Origin of the sequence: Micromonospora sp. NPDC048868 (assembly GCF_043198195.1) — a bacterium.
Classification (GTDB): Bacteria; Actinomycetota; Actinomycetes; order Mycobacteriales; family Micromonosporaceae; genus Micromonospora; species Micromonospora reichwaldensis.
The window spans coordinates 68,133-83,023 of sequence record NZ_JBICUN010000014.1 but is presented as its reverse complement, the minus strand read 5'-3'; the positions used below and the strand labels follow the sequence as shown (position 1 = coordinate 83,023).

At 73.6% G+C, this 14,891-nt stretch carries 14 protein-coding genes; 4 read left to right on the top strand and 10 right to left on the bottom strand.

What is annotated here, in order from left to right; genetic code table 11:
* The first annotated feature begins 235 nt into the window (after nt 1-235).
* Nucleotides 236-1,063 carry an SDR family oxidoreductase gene (locus ACGFNF_RS21375; protein ID WP_357577310.1) on the top strand — a complete coding sequence of 276 codons (828 nt, stop codon included), beginning with the start codon at nt 236-238 and terminating at the stop codon, nt 1,061-1,063.
* Nucleotides 1,064-1,177: 114 nt separating this feature from the next.
* Here the strand turns inward: ACGFNF_RS21375 and ACGFNF_RS21370 are convergent, their stop codons facing one another.
* The 6 genes from ACGFNF_RS21370 to ACGFNF_RS21345 all read right to left on the bottom strand — a co-directional run bounded on the left by ACGFNF_RS21370 (nt 1,178) and on the right by ACGFNF_RS21345 (nt 4,657).
* The gene (locus ACGFNF_RS21370) at nt 1,178-1,681 is read right to left on the bottom strand and encodes a hypothetical protein (RefSeq protein WP_393170112.1); all 504 of its coding nucleotides are present in this window, start codon (nt 1,679-1,681) and stop codon (nt 1,178-1,180) included.
* 81 nt (nt 1,682-1,762) lie between these two features.
* Nucleotides 1,763-1,936, bottom strand: a complete 174-nt coding sequence (locus tag ACGFNF_RS21365) for a hypothetical protein (RefSeq protein WP_393170110.1) — start codon at nt 1,934-1,936, stop codon at nt 1,763-1,765.
* Nucleotides 1,933-2,868, bottom strand: coding sequence for a peptidoglycan-binding protein (locus ACGFNF_RS21360; RefSeq protein WP_393170108.1), 936 nt, complete (start codon nt 2,866-2,868; stop codon nt 1,933-1,935). Before ACGFNF_RS21360 ends, ACGFNF_RS21365 begins: the two co-directional genes overlap by 4 nt.
* The gene (locus tag ACGFNF_RS21355; protein ID WP_393170106.1) at nt 2,865-3,410 is read right to left on the bottom strand and encodes a hypothetical protein; all 546 of its coding nucleotides are present in this window, start codon (nt 3,408-3,410) and stop codon (nt 2,865-2,867) included. Before ACGFNF_RS21355 ends, ACGFNF_RS21360 begins: the two co-directional genes overlap by 4 nt.
* The gene (locus ACGFNF_RS21350) at nt 3,407-3,997 is read right to left on the bottom strand and encodes a MauE/DoxX family redox-associated membrane protein (RefSeq protein ID WP_393170104.1); all 591 of its coding nucleotides are present in this window, start codon (nt 3,995-3,997) and stop codon (nt 3,407-3,409) included. Before ACGFNF_RS21350 ends, ACGFNF_RS21355 begins: the two co-directional genes overlap by 4 nt.
* A gap of 6 nt (nt 3,998-4,003) precedes the next feature.
* On the bottom strand, nt 4,004-4,657 hold the full coding sequence (locus tag ACGFNF_RS21345; RefSeq protein ID WP_393170102.1) for a hypothetical protein: 654 nt from the start codon (nt 4,655-4,657) through the stop codon (nt 4,004-4,006).
* 245 nt (nt 4,658-4,902) lie between these two features.
* Between ACGFNF_RS21345 and ACGFNF_RS21340 the strand changes: the two genes are divergently transcribed.
* Nucleotides 4,903-5,853 carry an acyltransferase domain-containing protein gene (locus ACGFNF_RS21340; RefSeq protein WP_393170100.1) on the top strand — a complete coding sequence of 317 codons (951 nt, stop codon included), beginning with the start codon at nt 4,903-4,905 and terminating at the stop codon, nt 5,851-5,853.
* 81 nt (nt 5,854-5,934) lie between these two features.
* Here ACGFNF_RS21340 and ACGFNF_RS21335 read toward each other — a convergent pair whose 3' ends face one another.
* Nucleotides 5,935-6,987, bottom strand: coding sequence for a S1 family peptidase (locus ACGFNF_RS21335; RefSeq protein ID WP_393170098.1), 1,053 nt, complete (start codon nt 6,985-6,987; stop codon nt 5,935-5,937).
* A gap of 537 nt (nt 6,988-7,524) precedes the next feature.
* Between ACGFNF_RS21335 and ACGFNF_RS21330 the strand changes: the two genes are divergently transcribed.
* Nucleotides 7,525-8,358 carry an SGNH/GDSL hydrolase family protein gene (locus tag ACGFNF_RS21330; protein WP_357577318.1) on the top strand — a complete coding sequence of 278 codons (834 nt, stop codon included), beginning with the start codon at nt 7,525-7,527 and terminating at the stop codon, nt 8,356-8,358.
* 165 nt (nt 8,359-8,523) lie between these two features.
* On the opposite strand, the gene ACGFNF_RS21325 is transcribed toward ACGFNF_RS21330, so the two are convergent.
* From ACGFNF_RS21325 to ACGFNF_RS21315, 3 genes are all read right to left on the bottom strand, one after another.
* Nucleotides 8,524-9,420, bottom strand: a complete 897-nt coding sequence (locus ACGFNF_RS21325; RefSeq protein ID WP_357577319.1) for an NAD(P)-binding domain-containing protein — start codon at nt 9,418-9,420, stop codon at nt 8,524-8,526.
* A 111-nt stretch (nt 9,421-9,531) separates the two neighbouring features.
* Nucleotides 9,532-10,173, bottom strand: coding sequence for an NAD(P)H:quinone oxidoreductase (gene wrbA / locus ACGFNF_RS21320; protein WP_393170095.1), 642 nt, complete (start codon nt 10,171-10,173; stop codon nt 9,532-9,534).
* Between the two features lie 49 nt (nt 10,174-10,222).
* Entirely contained in the window at nt 10,223-13,492 is a 3,270-nt protein-coding gene (locus ACGFNF_RS21315) for a BTAD domain-containing putative transcriptional regulator (RefSeq protein ID WP_393170206.1), read from the bottom strand.
* Nucleotides 13,493-13,712: 220 nt separating this feature from the next.
* Here ACGFNF_RS21315 and ACGFNF_RS21310 point away from each other — a divergent pair, with 220 nt between their 5' ends.
* Nucleotides 13,713-14,876 carry an MFS transporter gene (locus ACGFNF_RS21310; protein ID WP_357577321.1) on the top strand — a complete coding sequence of 388 codons (1,164 nt, stop codon included), beginning with the start codon at nt 13,713-13,715 and terminating at the stop codon, nt 14,874-14,876.
* The last annotated feature ends 15 nt before the right edge of the window (nt 14,877-14,891 follow it).

Below are 14,891 nucleotides of genomic sequence, written 5' to 3'. Positions count from 1 at the left end.
TACCCGATCCAGGATACCGGCCGTCCCCATCATCAAGATCCGGCAGGGACAGGTCGCCGCGGGCCACCCCGGGGAGCTGGGGCCAACCGGCCGTCGCATCCTCGGTCAGCGGCCGGCGGTGCGCCGGGTACCCGACGAATCCGGTTGGCGACAGCCGAGGACCCTTCACCCTCGCCGAGAGCTCTGACACTCTGCACCCGACGGGTAACCCTTCGGATTGGGCGGGTCGGGAGCGATGGCGAAGCGTTGGTTGATCACGGGGTGTTCGAGCGGACTCGGTCAGGCCCTCGCGGCCCGGCTCGCCGCCGAGGGCGAGCAGGTGCTGGCGACGGCCCGGCGACCGGAGACCCTCGACGCGTTGGTGGCCCGGTATCCGGGCAACGTGGTGGCCGCCGCGCTGGACGTACGGGATCCGGCGCAGTGCGTGGCGGCGGTCGCGCGGGCGGTGGACGCCTTCGGCGGGGTCGACGTCCTGGTCAACAACGCCGCCTACGGCCAGTTCGGCACCTTCGAGGAGGTCTCCGACGCGGAACTCGCCGCGCAGTTCGACACCAACGTGTTCGGGCCGTGGCGGCTCACCCGGGCCGTGCTGCCGCTGTGGCGGGCGCAGCGCCACGGGCACGCGGTCTTCGTCAGCTCGGTCGCCGGCATGGTTCCCTTCCCCGGGCTGGCCGCCTACACGGCGAGCAAGTTCGCGGTGGAGGGAGCGGCCGAGTCGCTGGCCGCCGAGGCCGGGCACCTCGGAGTGAAGGTCACCATCCTCCAGCCGGGCGGCTTCGCCACCGGGTACAGCGCCAACCTGGTGATGCCGGAGCAGCGGATCCCGGAGTACACGCCGGTCAGCGACGGCCTGCTCGGCGCCCTGCGCAGCATGAACGCCAAGATCGAGGTGAACTCCCCCGAGCTCTTCGCCGACGTGGTCTGGCGGCTCAGCCAGCTGGAGTCGCCGCCGCTCCGGCTGCCGGTGGGCCCGGACTCGGAGACGTTCCTGGAGGCCGCCTACGACGCCCGGCGCAGTGAGTACGACCAGGTCGTCAAGGCGGGTCACCACACCCGCGCGTGACCCTCGCGCGGCAGGGTCGGGGCGACGTCCGCGCGGGTCCCGGCCGGCACGACACGTGCGCGGCCGGTCGCGGCTGACCGTCGCGGTGGACGGCGTCGGGGCGCCGCGCCGCGTTCAGAACTGCCGCACGGCCAGCAGGCCGAGGGCGACGACGAGCACGACGCCCGCCGTGACGGTGATCGTCCGGATCCGCACCCGCAGGTCGGCGTCCCACCTGTCGCCGGTGCCGGCGGCGCGGCGGGCCAGCGGGGTCATCGCGCGTCCGACACCGAATCCGACCCCGGCGAGCATCGCGACGTGCAGGCGCTGGCCGCCGAGGAGCAGAGCGACCGCCAGCACGTACGGAGCGCTCGCCGAGACGTAGGTGCGCACCCCGGTGCCCATCTCGAAGCCGAACTGCAACGCCCCACGCCGCAGGCTGCGCTGGAGCACGTCCTGCGGCACCTGCCGGGCGTTCTGCGGCAGCCGGATCGACACCAGACCCACCTCGCGGAGCAGCCCCAGCACCGCCACCCCCACGATGCCCGCGTACCGCCACGGGACGGGCAAGGGAGCGGACAGGCCGGAGAGCAACCCCAACACCGATCCGCTGAGCAGGCCGCCGACGATCAACCCCACGACGAACAGGGTGAGGACGACGCCCTGCCGATCTCGATCCCGCCACCCGGGCGAGGCCAGCGCGTGCGCGCTGTTGTGCGTTCAAACGGAGCCGGAGAGCGTGTAACCCGCGAGCCCTCCGATCATCGCCCAGGTGAGCACGTGCCCGTACGCGGCGGCGGCGAGCGCACCGACGGCGAGCAGCAGCAGGGGTACGAGAGGGTCGCCGGTCCGGCGTAGTGCCGCCCGGGCGTGCCCCGGCAGTGTCCGGGTCATACGGCGGCGCCGGTCAGCGTCCGCCAGGAGTTCACCCCGACGACCCCGTCGACCGTGAGCCCGTTCTGCCGCTGGAAGTCGCGCGCCGCGCTGTCCGTCGCCGGGCCGAAGGACCCGTCGACCACCAGCGCGTAGCCGCGCCTGTTCAGCTGGCGCTGCGCGGCGCTGACGGCGTGGCCGCTGTTCCCGGAGCGGACCGTGCTCACGAGCTTCGGCCAGGTGGTCGCGTCGACGACACCGGTGGCACCGAGGCCGGCCGCCGCCTGGAAGCTCTTCACCTTCGCCTCCGTGTCGCCACCGAAGATCCCGTCGATCTCGGTCGCGTGCCCGCGGGCGGTCAGCAGGTGCTGCACGGTGTAGACGTTCACCCCGGTGTTGCTCCGCCGGGTGGTGGGCCAGCTGGCCGTGCCCAGGCATCCGCACTTGGTGTTCCAGCGGCAGATCGACTTCACCCAGCCCGAGCTGGTCTTCTTGTACCCGTCGTGGCACCGGCGTTCGACCGAGCACGCGCAGGCGCCGCACGCGCCGTTGTACGCCCACAGCCAGCCGTCGTAGGTGCCGCCGTAGCACTGGTTCGGCCGCAGGATCCAGGTGACGCCGTCGTTCTTGTGGAATCCGGTGTACGTCCCGCTGGTGTTGCAGGAGTCGGCGAAGATCGTGCTCGGGCCGCACCCCGGTGAGCAGTTGTGGTCGCTGGCGTACGTCGGGCACCCGGCATAGATCGTGTAGCCGTCGGCGTACGCGCGGCGGGCCGCCGGGAACACGCTGAGCGCGGCCATCCCCACCGCGGTGCCCGCCCGGAGCAGGGTGCGTCGCGACAGCGCCCAGCCCGCGCGCCTGCGGCCGCCCGGCTGCACCGGCACCCGCCGGACGGCGGCGCCGGTCCCCGGGTCGTCCCCGCGCAACCAGGGCACCGTGTCGATACCGGTCATGCCCGATCTCCCTGATTCGTGGCGACCGCCGGTGCGGGGCCGCCGGGTGGGCCGTCGACTTCGTCGAGCAGGCGGTGCAGTGCCGCCCGGGAGCCGACCGGCTCGGCGCGGAGCACCCGCCCGGCCGCGTCGACGACGGTGGCGAACGGCGTGGCGAGGGCGTCGTACCGCTCGAACAGTTCCGCCTGCCCGCCGAGCACGGTGATCGGCAGCTCCGCCGCCCGCGCCGGGGGGTCCTCCCGGTAGAGGACCCGGAACTCCAGGCCGGGGCGGACGTGCTCGCCCGCCTCGGCCAGCACCTCGGTGCACGTCCCGCAGTCGGGCTCCAGGAAGAGCAGCACCAAGGGAACCGTCGGGGCCACCGGCGCCAGCCGGGCGAATCCGGGGGCCGGTGCGCCGGGCCGCAGACCGACCGACTCGGGACGGCGCTGGACCGCCCCGCTCGACAGCGCGTGCACCTGGCGTACCAGGCCCGAGACCGTGAAGGCCAGCAGGAGGATCGCGATCCAGCTCAGGATCAGTGCGCTGGTCTGGAAGCTCATCCGGTAAGGCCTCCCTCTGTCGTGCCGATGGACCGGCGGGTCGTGGGCCGCCCGGCTGTCGCCGGCGCCGGCTCGTACATCGCGGCGGGCAGGTGCCACAGCAGCGTGGTGAACGTGGCGGAGGCCAGCAGCACGACGGCGAGGGCGGCGTCGGCCCGGTCCGGCGCGACGATCGAGCCGGACAGCGACAGCGCGAGCAGTGCCAGCCCGGCGAGGATCGCCGCCCGTGCCACCACCCAACCGGTCATCGGCAGTTCCACCCGGGAGCATCCGCACGACCCGGCGCGCCCGGTCGAGCGCACGTACAGGCCGTAGCCGGCGTAGAGGGCGAGTAGCGCGCCGCTGCCGACGAGGACGGCGACGAGCAGGCGCTCGCCGGCGGGGTGGAGCAGCGCCGCGATCCCGGCGCCGGCGAGCAGTCCCTCGCCGGCGATGGCGACGACGGCGACCGCGACCGGAGCCGGAAGCACCCGGTGCGCGGCCAGGGCCCGGGCGAGCGCCGCCGGCCGTGACAGGTGCTCGGCGGTGCTGACGAGCAGGGTGAACAGGACGGTGTACGTGGCCACGCCGGCCAGCAGCCCGGACATCCCGACCTACCGGACCGTCTGGACGCGGAGCCGGTCGACCAGGGTGGGCACCTGCTCCACGGCCGTGTCGCCGAACGGCACCAGGCTGAGCCAGGCGTCCGCCGCCGCCAGTACGAAGTAGGGCTGCCCGTCGGGCAGGACGTCCCGGAAGAGCTCGCCCGCCCTCGTCTGGAGGCCACGCCAGGAGGGCAACTGTCCGGCACGCTGCTTGGTGAGCGGGGCGATCTCCAGCAGGCCGAGCCCGGGGATCTCCTTGAGGACGGTGGCGGGTTCGGCGAACTCGGCCCCGGTCTTCGAGGTCGGGCGCAGGGTCAGCCCGTCGTCGTGCTCCTCGACGCGCAGGGTCCGCAACGCCCCGAGCAGATCGGTGGTCGACGCGCCGTACATCTCGGTGAAGAAGCAGTGTCGTCGTCCCCGCCAGACCGCCACGAGCCGCTCCTCGGCCAACTGGATCTGCGGGTCGTAGGACCGGATGCGCGCGGTCGCCAGCGTGCCGCCCTGGTAGGTGAGTTCCTCGTCGAACGTCTCGACGCCGAGCGTCCGGGCCACGTCGTCCGCGAGCCCGACCGCGCCGGCCGTGAACTCGTGCAGTCGGCCGCCGATCGTCACGTCGGCCACGGAGGTGAACGGTGCGCTGAGGTCGAGTGAGCCATCGAGCATGAACCGACCCTGGTCGATCGCCCGATGCGTCACCGCCGCCCCACTGGCTGCCATGCGCCCGCCCTTCGTCCGGGTCCGGAACTTACCAACGGCACGGTATACGGATCTGTAAATATTTGACAAGGTCGATTGCTGTCACCGGGTGGTGACAGTCCCGGCCCGGCGCGTGGACGCTGCGGACGCGTGCCGCCCGGCCGTGCGGCACGGACCGGGGAGGACGCCGACCGGCCGGTAGGGTCGTCCGCGTGGATCTGGACGACACCGCCGCCCGACTCGGCGTACCCGTCGAGGACATCGACCGCCTGCACCGGCTCGCCGGCGACCGGCCGTCGGCGCCGCTGCCCGCCAGGGCCGACGCGCCCGCGCTCCTCGACCGGCTCGCGGTGCGGCCGGACGACGCCGCCGAGATCATGGCGGGCTGGCCCGACCACGACTCTCCGCTGTGGACTCCGGAGCTGCGCTGGCTGCTCGACCGGTCGACCGCCCTGGTCCGCGCCGATCTCGGGGGCCACGCCTGGCTGCCGCCCGGTCCGGCGCTGCCGCGCGAGCGGGGCCCCGCCTGGCGGCATCTCTACGTGTACGCGTACCTGGCCCTGGTCGACATCGTCAGGGGGTACCACCGCGACCACGGCATCGCCGACGCCGTGTCGTGGGCGACCCTCGCGGACCTGGGCCGCAACCTGGCGATCGACCGGCGGATGCGCCGCGAGGGCTGGCCGGTCATGCAGAGCTGGCTGACGCTGCACGCCCGCGGCGGCCTCTACGAGCTGGGCCGGCTGCAACACCAGCGCGGCGACACCAGCATCGCCCTGCACGTCCCCGAGGCGGGGCCGCTGACCCCGGAGTCGGTCGCGGCGTCGCTCGACGAGGCCCGGGCGTTCTTCCCGCGCCACTTCCCCGACGAGCGCCGCACGGCGTTCTCCTGCGGCTCGTGGCTGCTGGATCCGCAACTGCTGGAGTACCTGCCCGAGGACTCCCACATCGCCCGGTTCCAGCGGAGGTTCGCGCTGGAGCCCCACGAGGATCCGGATCCGGAGGGGCTGGACGCCGACGTCGAGGTGCTGCGGTTCGTGTTCCGCACCCTGACCACGCCGCTCGACGAGCTGCCGCGCCGCACCGTGCTCCAGCGCGCGGTCGTCGACCACCTGAAGGCCGGCCGCCACTGGCAGTGGCGCCGCGGCCGCTTCCCGTTCTAGCCGCACCCGTCGGCCGGATCAGCGGCCTGGGAAAAGCAGCGGGGCCGCCGGTCACCGGCGGCCCCGCTGCTGTCGCGACTGTCAGACGATCTCCACTCCGTAGACGCTCAGCGCCTCGGTGACCGGCTGGAAGTAGGTGGTTCCGCCGGAGGAGCAGTTGCCGCTGCCACCCGAGGTCAGGCCCAGGGCGGTACTTCCGCTGAAGAGCGCGCCGCCGCTGTCGCCCGGCTCGGCGCAGACCGTGGTGCGGATCAGCCCGCTGACGCTGCCCTCGGCGTAGTTCACCGTGGCGTTGGTCGCCTCGACCGCGCCGCCGTGCAGGCCGGTGGTGCTGCCGGAGCGCTGCACCGACTGCCCGACGAAGGCGTCGGCCGCGCCGGTGATGTCGCGGGTGGTGCCGTCGTAGAGGTAGACGCTGCCGTCGGCGGCGGCCGGGTTGGTGTGCTGCACGATGCCGTAGTCGTTGCCGGGGAAGCTGCCGGTGCCGCCGGTGCCGAGCAGGTTGCCCTGCCCGGAGTCGGCGTACCAGTTGGCGGTGATGTCGGTGCAGTGCCCGGCGGTGAGGAAGTAGTGGGTGTCGCCGCTGCGGACGTTGAAGCCGAGCGAGCAGCGGCCGCCGCCCTCGGCGTAGATGGCCTCGCCACCGGCGGCCCGGGTGCTGAGCGTGCCGGCCTCCCGCTGGATGCGGACGGTACCGCCGAGCCGCTCCGCGACGGCCTCGACGCGGTCCAGCTTCGCGCCGGTCACCGTGCTGTCGACGGAGACCACGACCTGGTTGGTCGCCGGGTCGGTCCACCAGGCGGTGCCGGGCACCCGCGCGGCGCTGTCCAGCGCGGCGGTGGCCCGGGCGAGGTCCTTCGCACCTCGGGCGACGAGCTTCGGGGTCGCGCCGGCCGCGCGGACCTTACGGGCAGCGGCGTCGTCGGTCACGGTGACGACCATGGCGCCGTCGGCCCCGGCGTACGCCCCGCCGGAGCGGTCGCCGAGTGCGGCGGCGAGCGCGGTGGCCTGGTCGGGGGAAGCGGGCGTCGCGGGTGCTGCCTGAGCGGGACTGCTGGTCAACGTGCCGACGACCAGCGCGCCGGCCACCGAGAGTGCGGTGACGCGGCGCAGCGAAGACCCGGAGTGTCGCATGTGGTACCTCCATGGAGCTGAGCACGGGCTGCCTGTCAGGTAGCCCCGGGCACCCGATCGGTTGGTGAGGCTCACCCGACCGGATGCGTTCGATCTATTCATGGAATTCACATTGATTACAAGAGTGACGGTTGGCCTGACTCGGCCGCTTCTCACACCTTGGGTCCGGATAGCCCGACGAGTGGCGCCTGCGGCGATTGGTCGCTATTCGCCGCGACTTGGCAGGTCAGCAAGCCCGGCCCGCGACCCACCGGCCGGCTCCCTTCATCCGCCACGACCGGATGGCGGGACACGGCCGCAACATCGAAAAAACCGGCGATGGCCGACGGGTCTGCCGGCACCGCACGCGTCGACGCCCCCGCGACATCGACGGCCAGGTCACCGGATCCGGCGTCCTGGGCCGGGCGGGCCCGGCCCCCGCGCCGAGCCCACCCCTCAGTTCCACCCGATCGCCACATCGAGTCGATCTGCATCTATCCCTAAACATCGATGTAGTGCTATTAATCGTTCACCAACCGGTGGACCTTGGAGGGGTACATGACCAGATCCCGAACGCTGAGCCTGCTCGCAGGCGTCCTCTCCGCGACACTCGCGGTACTGGGGCTGGCCAGCCCGGCGCAGGCCGCCGGCCACCACTACGTGGCGCTCGGCGACTCGTACGCCTCAGGTGTCGGCGCCGGCAGCTACACCACGGAGAGCGGCGCCTGCAAGCGCAGCACCAAGGCGTTCTCCGCCCTCTGGGCGGCGGCCAACGCGCCGGCCTCCTACAAGTCGGTGGCCTGCGGCGGCGCGAAGACGACCGATGTGATCAACTCCCAGGTCGCCGCGCTCAGCGCACAGACCACCCTGGTCAGCATCACCATCGGCGGCAACGACGCCGGGTTCGGCACCATCATGAGCACCTGCGCCCTCCAGGGCTCCAGCGCCTGCATCGCCGCGGTGGACGCGGCCCAGGTCCAGGCCCGGGCGAACCTCCCCGGCCTGCTCGACCGGGCCTACGCCGCGATCCGCAGCAAGGCCCCGAACGCGAAGGTCGTGGTGCTGAGCTACCCGGTCTTCTACCAGCTCGGCACGGTCTGCCTCGGCATCGGCGAGGCGGCCCGCGCGAAGGTCAACGAGGGCATCAACCTGGCCGACAGCCTGATCGCCGCCGCCGCGGCCCGCGCCGGGTTCACCTTCGCCGACGTACGCAGCATCTTCGTCGGGCACCAGATCTGCAGCGGCAACAAGTGGATCCACGCCGTCGACATCCTGAACCTGTCGAACTCGTACCACCCGATGGCGACCGGGCAGTCCCTCGGTTACCTCCCCGTGTTCACCCAGGCGGTCGGCCAGTCCGCCACCGCCAAGAAGGCCGGCGCCAAGGCGTAGCCGCGAGGTCTCCGGTTCGGGCCTGTTCCCGCCGAACAGCCCCCTACCGGAGACCTCACCCCATCCCGGCGTCCGGACGCCCCCGCCCAGGCCGTGGACGCACGCCCTACGTGGAACGACGCCGCGCGGGCTGTGGCGTCTCCCCCGGCCCCTGGGAAGCCGCCGTCAGGACTTCGCCAACAGCTCGAACAGGCTCGAGAATCCCTGAGCGCCGAAGCCGTCAGCGATCCGGCGGTCCATCAGGCCCTTGACCTCCCGCATCCGCACGGCCTCCACGCCGATGGATTCCCGATGGCTGATCAGGTCGTCCATCAGCGCGGCCTGGACGTTGAGCGGGCCGAGATCCGGTGGGTACTCGCCGGCCCCGACCGCGTTGCCGATCGACGTCAACAGCGGTGGCAGCGCGGCCACGTTCTTGGCGGCACGCTCCGCGAACTCCGCCACGTCGACCCCTTCCGCCTGCACCAGCCTGAGCGTGTGCAGGAACCCGATGAGGATCTCGTAGCCCACCGCGACCTGCGCCATGAACTCGACGGCGGCCGAGCCCGCCTCCTCCCCGTGGTAGACGACGGTGCCCAACTCCCGCAGCATCGGCCCGTGCGCCTCGAAGGCGGTGCGGGAACCGCTGAACGGGAACATGACGTGCGGCGTACCGACGTAGGGCGGATCCCCCATGATCTTGCCGTCGAGATACTCGGCGCCGCGCGCTCTCGCCCAGCGATCGTTGGCCCGTGCCTGCTGAGGCGAGCCGCTCGTCAGGTTCACCAGGACCTTGCCCGCGACTGCGGCGTCCACGGAGCTGAGCACCTCGTCGACCGCTGCGCCGTCGAGCAGACACACCACGACGAGCGGGCTCGCGGCCGCCGCCTCCGCGGCGGTCGCGGCGGCCGTGGCGCCGGCGTCGACCAGCGGCAGGGCCTTGCTCGCGGTCCGGTTCCAGACCGTCGTACGGTGTCCGCGGTCGAGGAACGTCCTGGCGATCGCCGATCCCATGTCGCCGAGGCCGAGCACGGTGACCTGGCTGGCCCGGTTGGTCGGATCGGCTGTGGTCGTTGTCAGCATGATTTCCCCTCGTCTCTCACCCAGGTGGTAGTGGTGCGTCAGGAGGCGCGAGCCCTTCGTCGCCACGCACGGTGTCGTCCCGCACGCCGTACTGCTGCCGTCGCCGGGCTGCTAGCCGGGCTGCCGCTCCGCGCGGACGGCGGCGACGGCGGCTGCCATGCGGGTGAGGCGCGCACCCTGGAAGCGGGCCGTGTCGAGGACGGCCCGGGCGTACCCGGGATCCCGGCCGGCGCGGCTCTCCACGAGGCTGACGCCGTAGGGGTTCCCGCCAGCGGCGTGCGCGGTGTCGTAGTTCAGGTAGCCGGTGGGCAGGACGACCGCTCCCCAGTGGTGGAAGGTCTGGTAGAGGCTGAGCAGGGTCGCCTCCTGCCCACCGTGCTCCTCGTAGGTGGCGGTGAAGCCGGTCGCCGGCTTGTCGGCCAGTTCCTCCGCCTGCCAGGGGGCGGTCGTGGTGTCGAGGAACTGGCGCAGCTGGGAGCAGACGTTCCCGAACCGGGTCGGCGTGCCGAAGGCGTACCCGTCGGCCCACCGGAGGTCGTCCAGGGTCGCGAGCGGGACATCGGCGGTGGCGTCGAGGTGGGCCCGCCACTGCGGTCTGGCATCGACGACCTGCTCCGGCGCCAACTCGGCCACCCGGCGCAGGCGGACCTCCGCGCCGGCGTCGGCCGCGCCGTCGACGAACGCCTGCGCGAGCCGGTGCACGGTGCCGGTGGCGGAGTAGTAGATGACGGCGATCCTGGCATCGGTCTGCACGGTTGCCTCCTGGCTCGGCTCGGTTCTCGGTCAACCGTGCCGGGCAGGCTTACCGTCCGCTGACCGTCGCCTGACCGAGGCCGCTGAGCGCCGCGTCGTCGAGGTCGAGCTGCGCGCCATGGCTCATCTCGGCAGCGAGTTCCCCGCCGCCGAGCGCCTCCCGGAGGCGGCCGGTCACGCGCTGGACGTCGTGCCGTTCGCCGGGGGGCAGCGGCGCTCCGGCGGCCTCGCGCAGCGTGCGGGCCGCGCCGAGCAGCCGCGCGGCACGGCGCGGGTCACCGCCGAGGCCGGCGGCCCCGGCCAGCCCTTCGAGGGCCAGGGCGACCGCCCGGTGGTCTCCGGCGGCGCGCGCCGCGTCGAGCGACTCACGGTGGCGGCGCTCGGCGCGGACGGCGTCGCCCCGGTGCTCCGCGATGAACCCCAACTCGGCCAGCGCGAGCGCGCAGCCCGGCAGATAGCCGGCGTGCCGGTTCCAGTCGAGCAGGTCGTGCTGCTGGGCCTCGGCGGCGTCGAGGTCGCCCCGCCGTCGCGCGATCATCGCCAGGCCCGTGCCGGCGAAGGCGGCGGCGGAGCGGCTCGACTGTTCCCGCGCGACCTGTAGCGCGCGGTCGTGACTGGCGGCGGCCTCGTCGAGGTCGCCGCGCAACAGGGCGAGCCGGCCGATGCAGGCCAGCTGCCGCGACACCGACGTCCACAGCCGCAGGTGCTCGGCGGTGCGCAGCGCCTCCCGGTAGTGCGCGGCGGCCAGGTCGTAGTCGCCGTGGATCTCGGCCAGGGTCCCCAACAGGCTCGTCGGATGCACCTGTCCCCAGCTGTCGCCGAGCTGCCCGAACAGCGACCGGCTGGTCTCGCAGTCACGCTGCGCGGCGGGCAGGTCGCTGCGGTGTACGAGCGCGAGGTCCGCGCGGGTGGCGCAGGCGGCAGCGATGCCCCACTGGTCCCCGTCGGCGCGGAACGCCGCCAGCGCCGCGTCGACGAGGTCGGCGGCCTCCCCCGGATCTCCGGAGCCGAGCATCATGGAGGCGAACAACCACTGCGCGAACGCCTTCTCCGGCCCGTCGGCGTCCCGGTAGCGCTCCAGGATCCGCTGCCGGGGGGCGGTCGGGTCACCGTCACGGGTGGCGAGGGCGGTCAGCCACATGTCCGCATGGCGCCGCAGGGTGTCCGGTGCGGCGTCGTCCGCGCTGCCCGGAACGATGTCCAACGCCGTCCGCAGGGACCGGCTCATCTCCCCGAACCGGCCCCGCAGCAGCCGGTACCAGCACAACGAGGTGGCGAGCGCCAAGCCCACGCGGGCCTGACCGTCGGTGGCGGCGACGTCGAGTGCCGCCCGGAGGTTCGCGTTCTCGGCGTCGAGCTCGCGCAGCGCGCGACTCTGCTCGCGACCACGTAGCCGCCGGGCGGCCTGCTCGGCGAGACGCGCGAAACACGCGGCGTGACGACGGCGGGTCGCGGGCAGTTCGCCGGCGCGGTCGAGCTGTTCGAGACCGTACGCGGCCACCGTCTCCGGCAGCCGGTAGCGTCGCGGGCTCTCGCCGTGCCGCACCATGACCAGCGAGCGGTCGATCAGGCGTGCCAGCACGTCGAGGACCTCCTCCGACGCCACCTGCCCGCCCGGGCACACCTGCTCGGCGGCAGCCAGGGTGGCGCCGTCGGCGAAGACCGCCAGCCGGCGCAGCACCGCGCGTTCGGGAGCCGACAGCAACTCCCAACTCCAGTCGATCATGGCGCGCAGCCCCTGCTGACGGGCGGGCGCGGTGCGCCGGCCGGACGACAGCAGCCGGAAACGGTCGTCGAGCCGCGCCGCCAGCTCGCCCGGGTCGAGAACGGGCAGCCGGGACGCGGCCAGTTCCAGCGCCAGCGGTACGCCGTCGAGGCGCCGGCAGATGGTGGCGATCGTGTCCGTGTTCCGCGCGTCGACCGTGAACCCCGGCTCGGTGGCGCGGGCGCGGGCGGCGAAGAGCCGGACCGCCGGGGCGTCGGCGATCTGCTCCGCCGTGGCTCCGGGCTCCGGCAGGGCCAGCGGCGGCACCGGAAGGACCACCTCGCCGGGGATCCCGAGCGGTTCGCGGCTCGTCGCCAGGATGCGCAGGTCGGCCGCGGCGCCGAGCAGGCTCTCGGTCAGTTCGGCGATCGGCGCCACCACGTGTTCGCAGTTGTCGAGCAGCAGCAGCATCCGCCGGTCCCGCAGCGCGGCGACCAGCCGGTCCATCGGCTCGCGTGGTCGCTCACCGGGCAGGCCGGGCGGGCTGTCGTCCCGGATCTCCAGAGTCGCCGCCAACAGCTCGACGAGCTCGGTGCAGGTCGCCTGGCCGCCGCAGTGCGGCTGGCCCGCCAGCTCGACGAGCCAGGCCCCGGCGGGGAACGTGTCGGCCAGCACCCGGGCGGCCTCGAGCGCCAACCGGCTCTTCCCCACCCCGCCCATCCCGGTCAGGGTCACCAGCCGCTCGCTCGTGAGCCGCTCCCGTACCGCCTCGACGGCCGTCTCACGCCCGATCAGTCCGCCGTACGGGCCGGGTGACACAGGGGCCGGCAGGTTGGTCCGGGCCGGAGTCGACGGCGGTGCCGGCGGCCGCAGGGCGGGGTCCTGGCGCAGGATCGCCCGATGTAGCTCGGCCAACTCCCGGCCGGGATCGATGCCGAGTTCGTCGCGCACCTGCCGACGGAACTGCTCGTACGTGGACAGGGCTTCACGCTGCCGTCCCGAGCCGTACAGGGCGCGCAGGTGCGCGGCCCGTAGCCGCTCACGCCACGGATGGCGTGCGACCAGGTCGGCCAGCTCACCGGCGAGCAGGTGGTGCTCGCCGAGATCGAGCCGGGCCTCGGCCAGGTCCTCCAGCGCGGCCAGGCGCTGTTCGTCGAGCCGCTCGGCCGCCTGGCGCACGAACCGCTCGTCCCTGAAGTCGGCGTACGGGGAACCACGCCACAGCGACAGGGCTTCCGTCAGCGTCGCCGCCCGCCCCGCCGGCTCCCGCTGCGCGCGCGAACGCCCCACCAGCGCGGCGAAGCGACAGGCGTCGACCGACTCCGGCGACGCCCGCAGCCGGTAGCCGGCATCGCCGGACTCGACCAGCGCACGGCCACCCGCCTCACCCGTCTCCAGCGCGCGGCGCAACTGCGACACCTTGGTCTGGAGTGCCCCGAGCGCCTTGCCCGGCGCCTCGTCACCCCAGAGATCCTCGATCAGCCGGTCGGCGGAGACCGGGCGTCCCTCGTGCACCAGCAGGTCAGCCAGGAGAGCACGAACCTTCAGGCCGGGCACGGTGACGTCTCTGCCGTCCGACGTCCAGACCGCGATCCCGCCCAGCACCCCGAACATCACGACTTCACACTAGCCAGTCGACGGTCCCGCCCCGCGAACGTCCGCCGGCCGTCGGCCCGCCCACCGGGTCGCGGCGCCGACGCGTACGTCAGCCGGCCGTCAGCCGGTGGTGAGCGACCCCGGGGAGGCTGATCCGAGCCGACACCGGAGGAATGAGATGGATCGTCTGCAAGAGCCCCGGGCCGCTCACGGTCACCGGCCGTTCGCACCAGGGCGGGTGGCCACACCCTGGCTCGCCCTGCTGGCCGGCCCGCTGTCGTACGGGATCGCCGCACCGGCCCTGCTCCTCGACGACGTGGCGCGCGCGACGCGTACCGACGAACAGGCCGCGGCCGCCGGCGTGACGGCCTTCGGCTGGGGGATCGCGTTGGGGACGCCGCTGTTGGCGGCGCTGCTGGCCCGGCGCGGCGTACGGGCGGTCCTGACCGTCTCGGCCGTGCTGCTGGGCGCGGGGACGCTCCTGCTCGTGCTGGTGCCGAGCGTGCCGGCGTTGGTCGCCGGCGCGGCGGTGCAGGCACTGGGGTCCGCCGGTCTCACCGTGACGGCGATGAAGCTGGCCGACTCGGCCCGGCAGATGGGGGTTGTCACCGCGTCGCTGGCGGTCGTCGGGGCCACCGGCCCGCTGACCGGCGCGCTGGTCGCCGACATCTCCTCGTGGCAGGCGGCGCTGGCGTTGCCGCTGCTGGCGGTGCTCGCCGTGCCCGCGGCTCGCCGCGGCACCACCTCGCCGGACGCGGCGCCGGTGTCGTTCGACCCCCTCGGCATGGTTCTGTTGTCCATGCTGGTCACCGCGGCCGTCCTCATTCCGCACCGACCGCTGGTGGCCGGCCCGGCCACCGTCGCGCTGCTGCTCGCGCTGGTGGCCTGGATCAGGATCCGTCCGGACGGCTTCCTGCCCGCCGCGGTGGCACGCAACGGCCGGTTCCTCGCGGCGTGCGCGTCGGCCTTCGCGCTGGGGGTGGTGAACTTCGCCCTGCTCTACGCCGCGCCGGACCTGCTGCGGGAGCACGCGGGATGGGACGGCACCCGCAGCGGAATCGTGCTGCTGGCGCCGTACCTGCTCGGCGGCTTCTGCTCCGGGTTCCTCGTCGCGGCGTCCGTGCGGGTGCCCCGCCGCGTCGCGGCCGCCGCGTTGCTCGTCACCGGCGCCGCCGCGCCGCTGCTGGCGGCGGTCACCACCGCCGTACCGCTGCTGCTCGCGGCGATGGCGCTCGGCTCGCTGGCCGCCGCGACCGGCCAGGGAGTACTCGCCCTGCGAGCGACCGACGTCGTAGCCGCCTCGCGTCGGGCCGAGGCCCTGGGTCTGTTCAATCTCGCCTACCTGCTCAGCGTCGCGTTCGGACCGGCGATCGCCGTGACGCTCGCGCACCCCGCCGCCTGAGCACCCGCGTTCCGC

Bases quoted from the DNA above. Each gene is read 5' to 3' on its own strand.
- ACGFNF_RS21350 (WP_393170104.1), bottom strand. From the start codon at position 3,997: ATGTCCGGGCTGCTGGCCGGCGTGGCCACGTACACCGTCCTGTTCACC.
- ACGFNF_RS21330 (WP_357577318.1), top strand. From the start codon at position 7,525: ATGACCAGATCCCGAACGCTGAGCCTGCTCGCAGGCGTCCTCTCCGCG.
- ACGFNF_RS21360 (WP_393170108.1), bottom strand. From the start codon at position 2,868: ATGACCGGTATCGACACGGTGCCCTGGTTGCGCGGGGACGACCCGGGG.
- ACGFNF_RS21325 (WP_357577319.1), bottom strand. From the start codon at position 9,420: ATGCTGACAACGACCACAGCCGATCCGACCAACCGGGCCAGCCAGGTC.
- ACGFNF_RS21335 (WP_393170098.1), bottom strand. From the start codon at position 6,987: ATGCGACACTCCGGGTCTTCGCTGCGCCGCGTCACCGCACTCTCGGTG.
- ACGFNF_RS21345 (WP_393170102.1), bottom strand. From the start codon at position 4,657: ATGCTCGATGGCTCACTCGACCTCAGCGCACCGTTCACCTCCGTGGCC.
- ACGFNF_RS21365 (WP_393170110.1), bottom strand. From the start codon at position 1,936: ATGACCCGGACACTGCCGGGGCACGCCCGGGCGGCACTACGCCGGACC.
- ACGFNF_RS21375 (WP_357577310.1), top strand. From the start codon at position 236: ATGGCGAAGCGTTGGTTGATCACGGGGTGTTCGAGCGGACTCGGTCAG.
- ACGFNF_RS21355 (WP_393170106.1), bottom strand. From the start codon at position 3,410: ATGAGCTTCCAGACCAGCGCACTGATCCTGAGCTGGATCGCGATCCTC.
- ACGFNF_RS21315 (WP_393170206.1), bottom strand. From the start codon at position 13,492: ATGTTCGGGGTGCTGGGCGGGATCGCGGTCTGGACGTCGGACGGCAGA.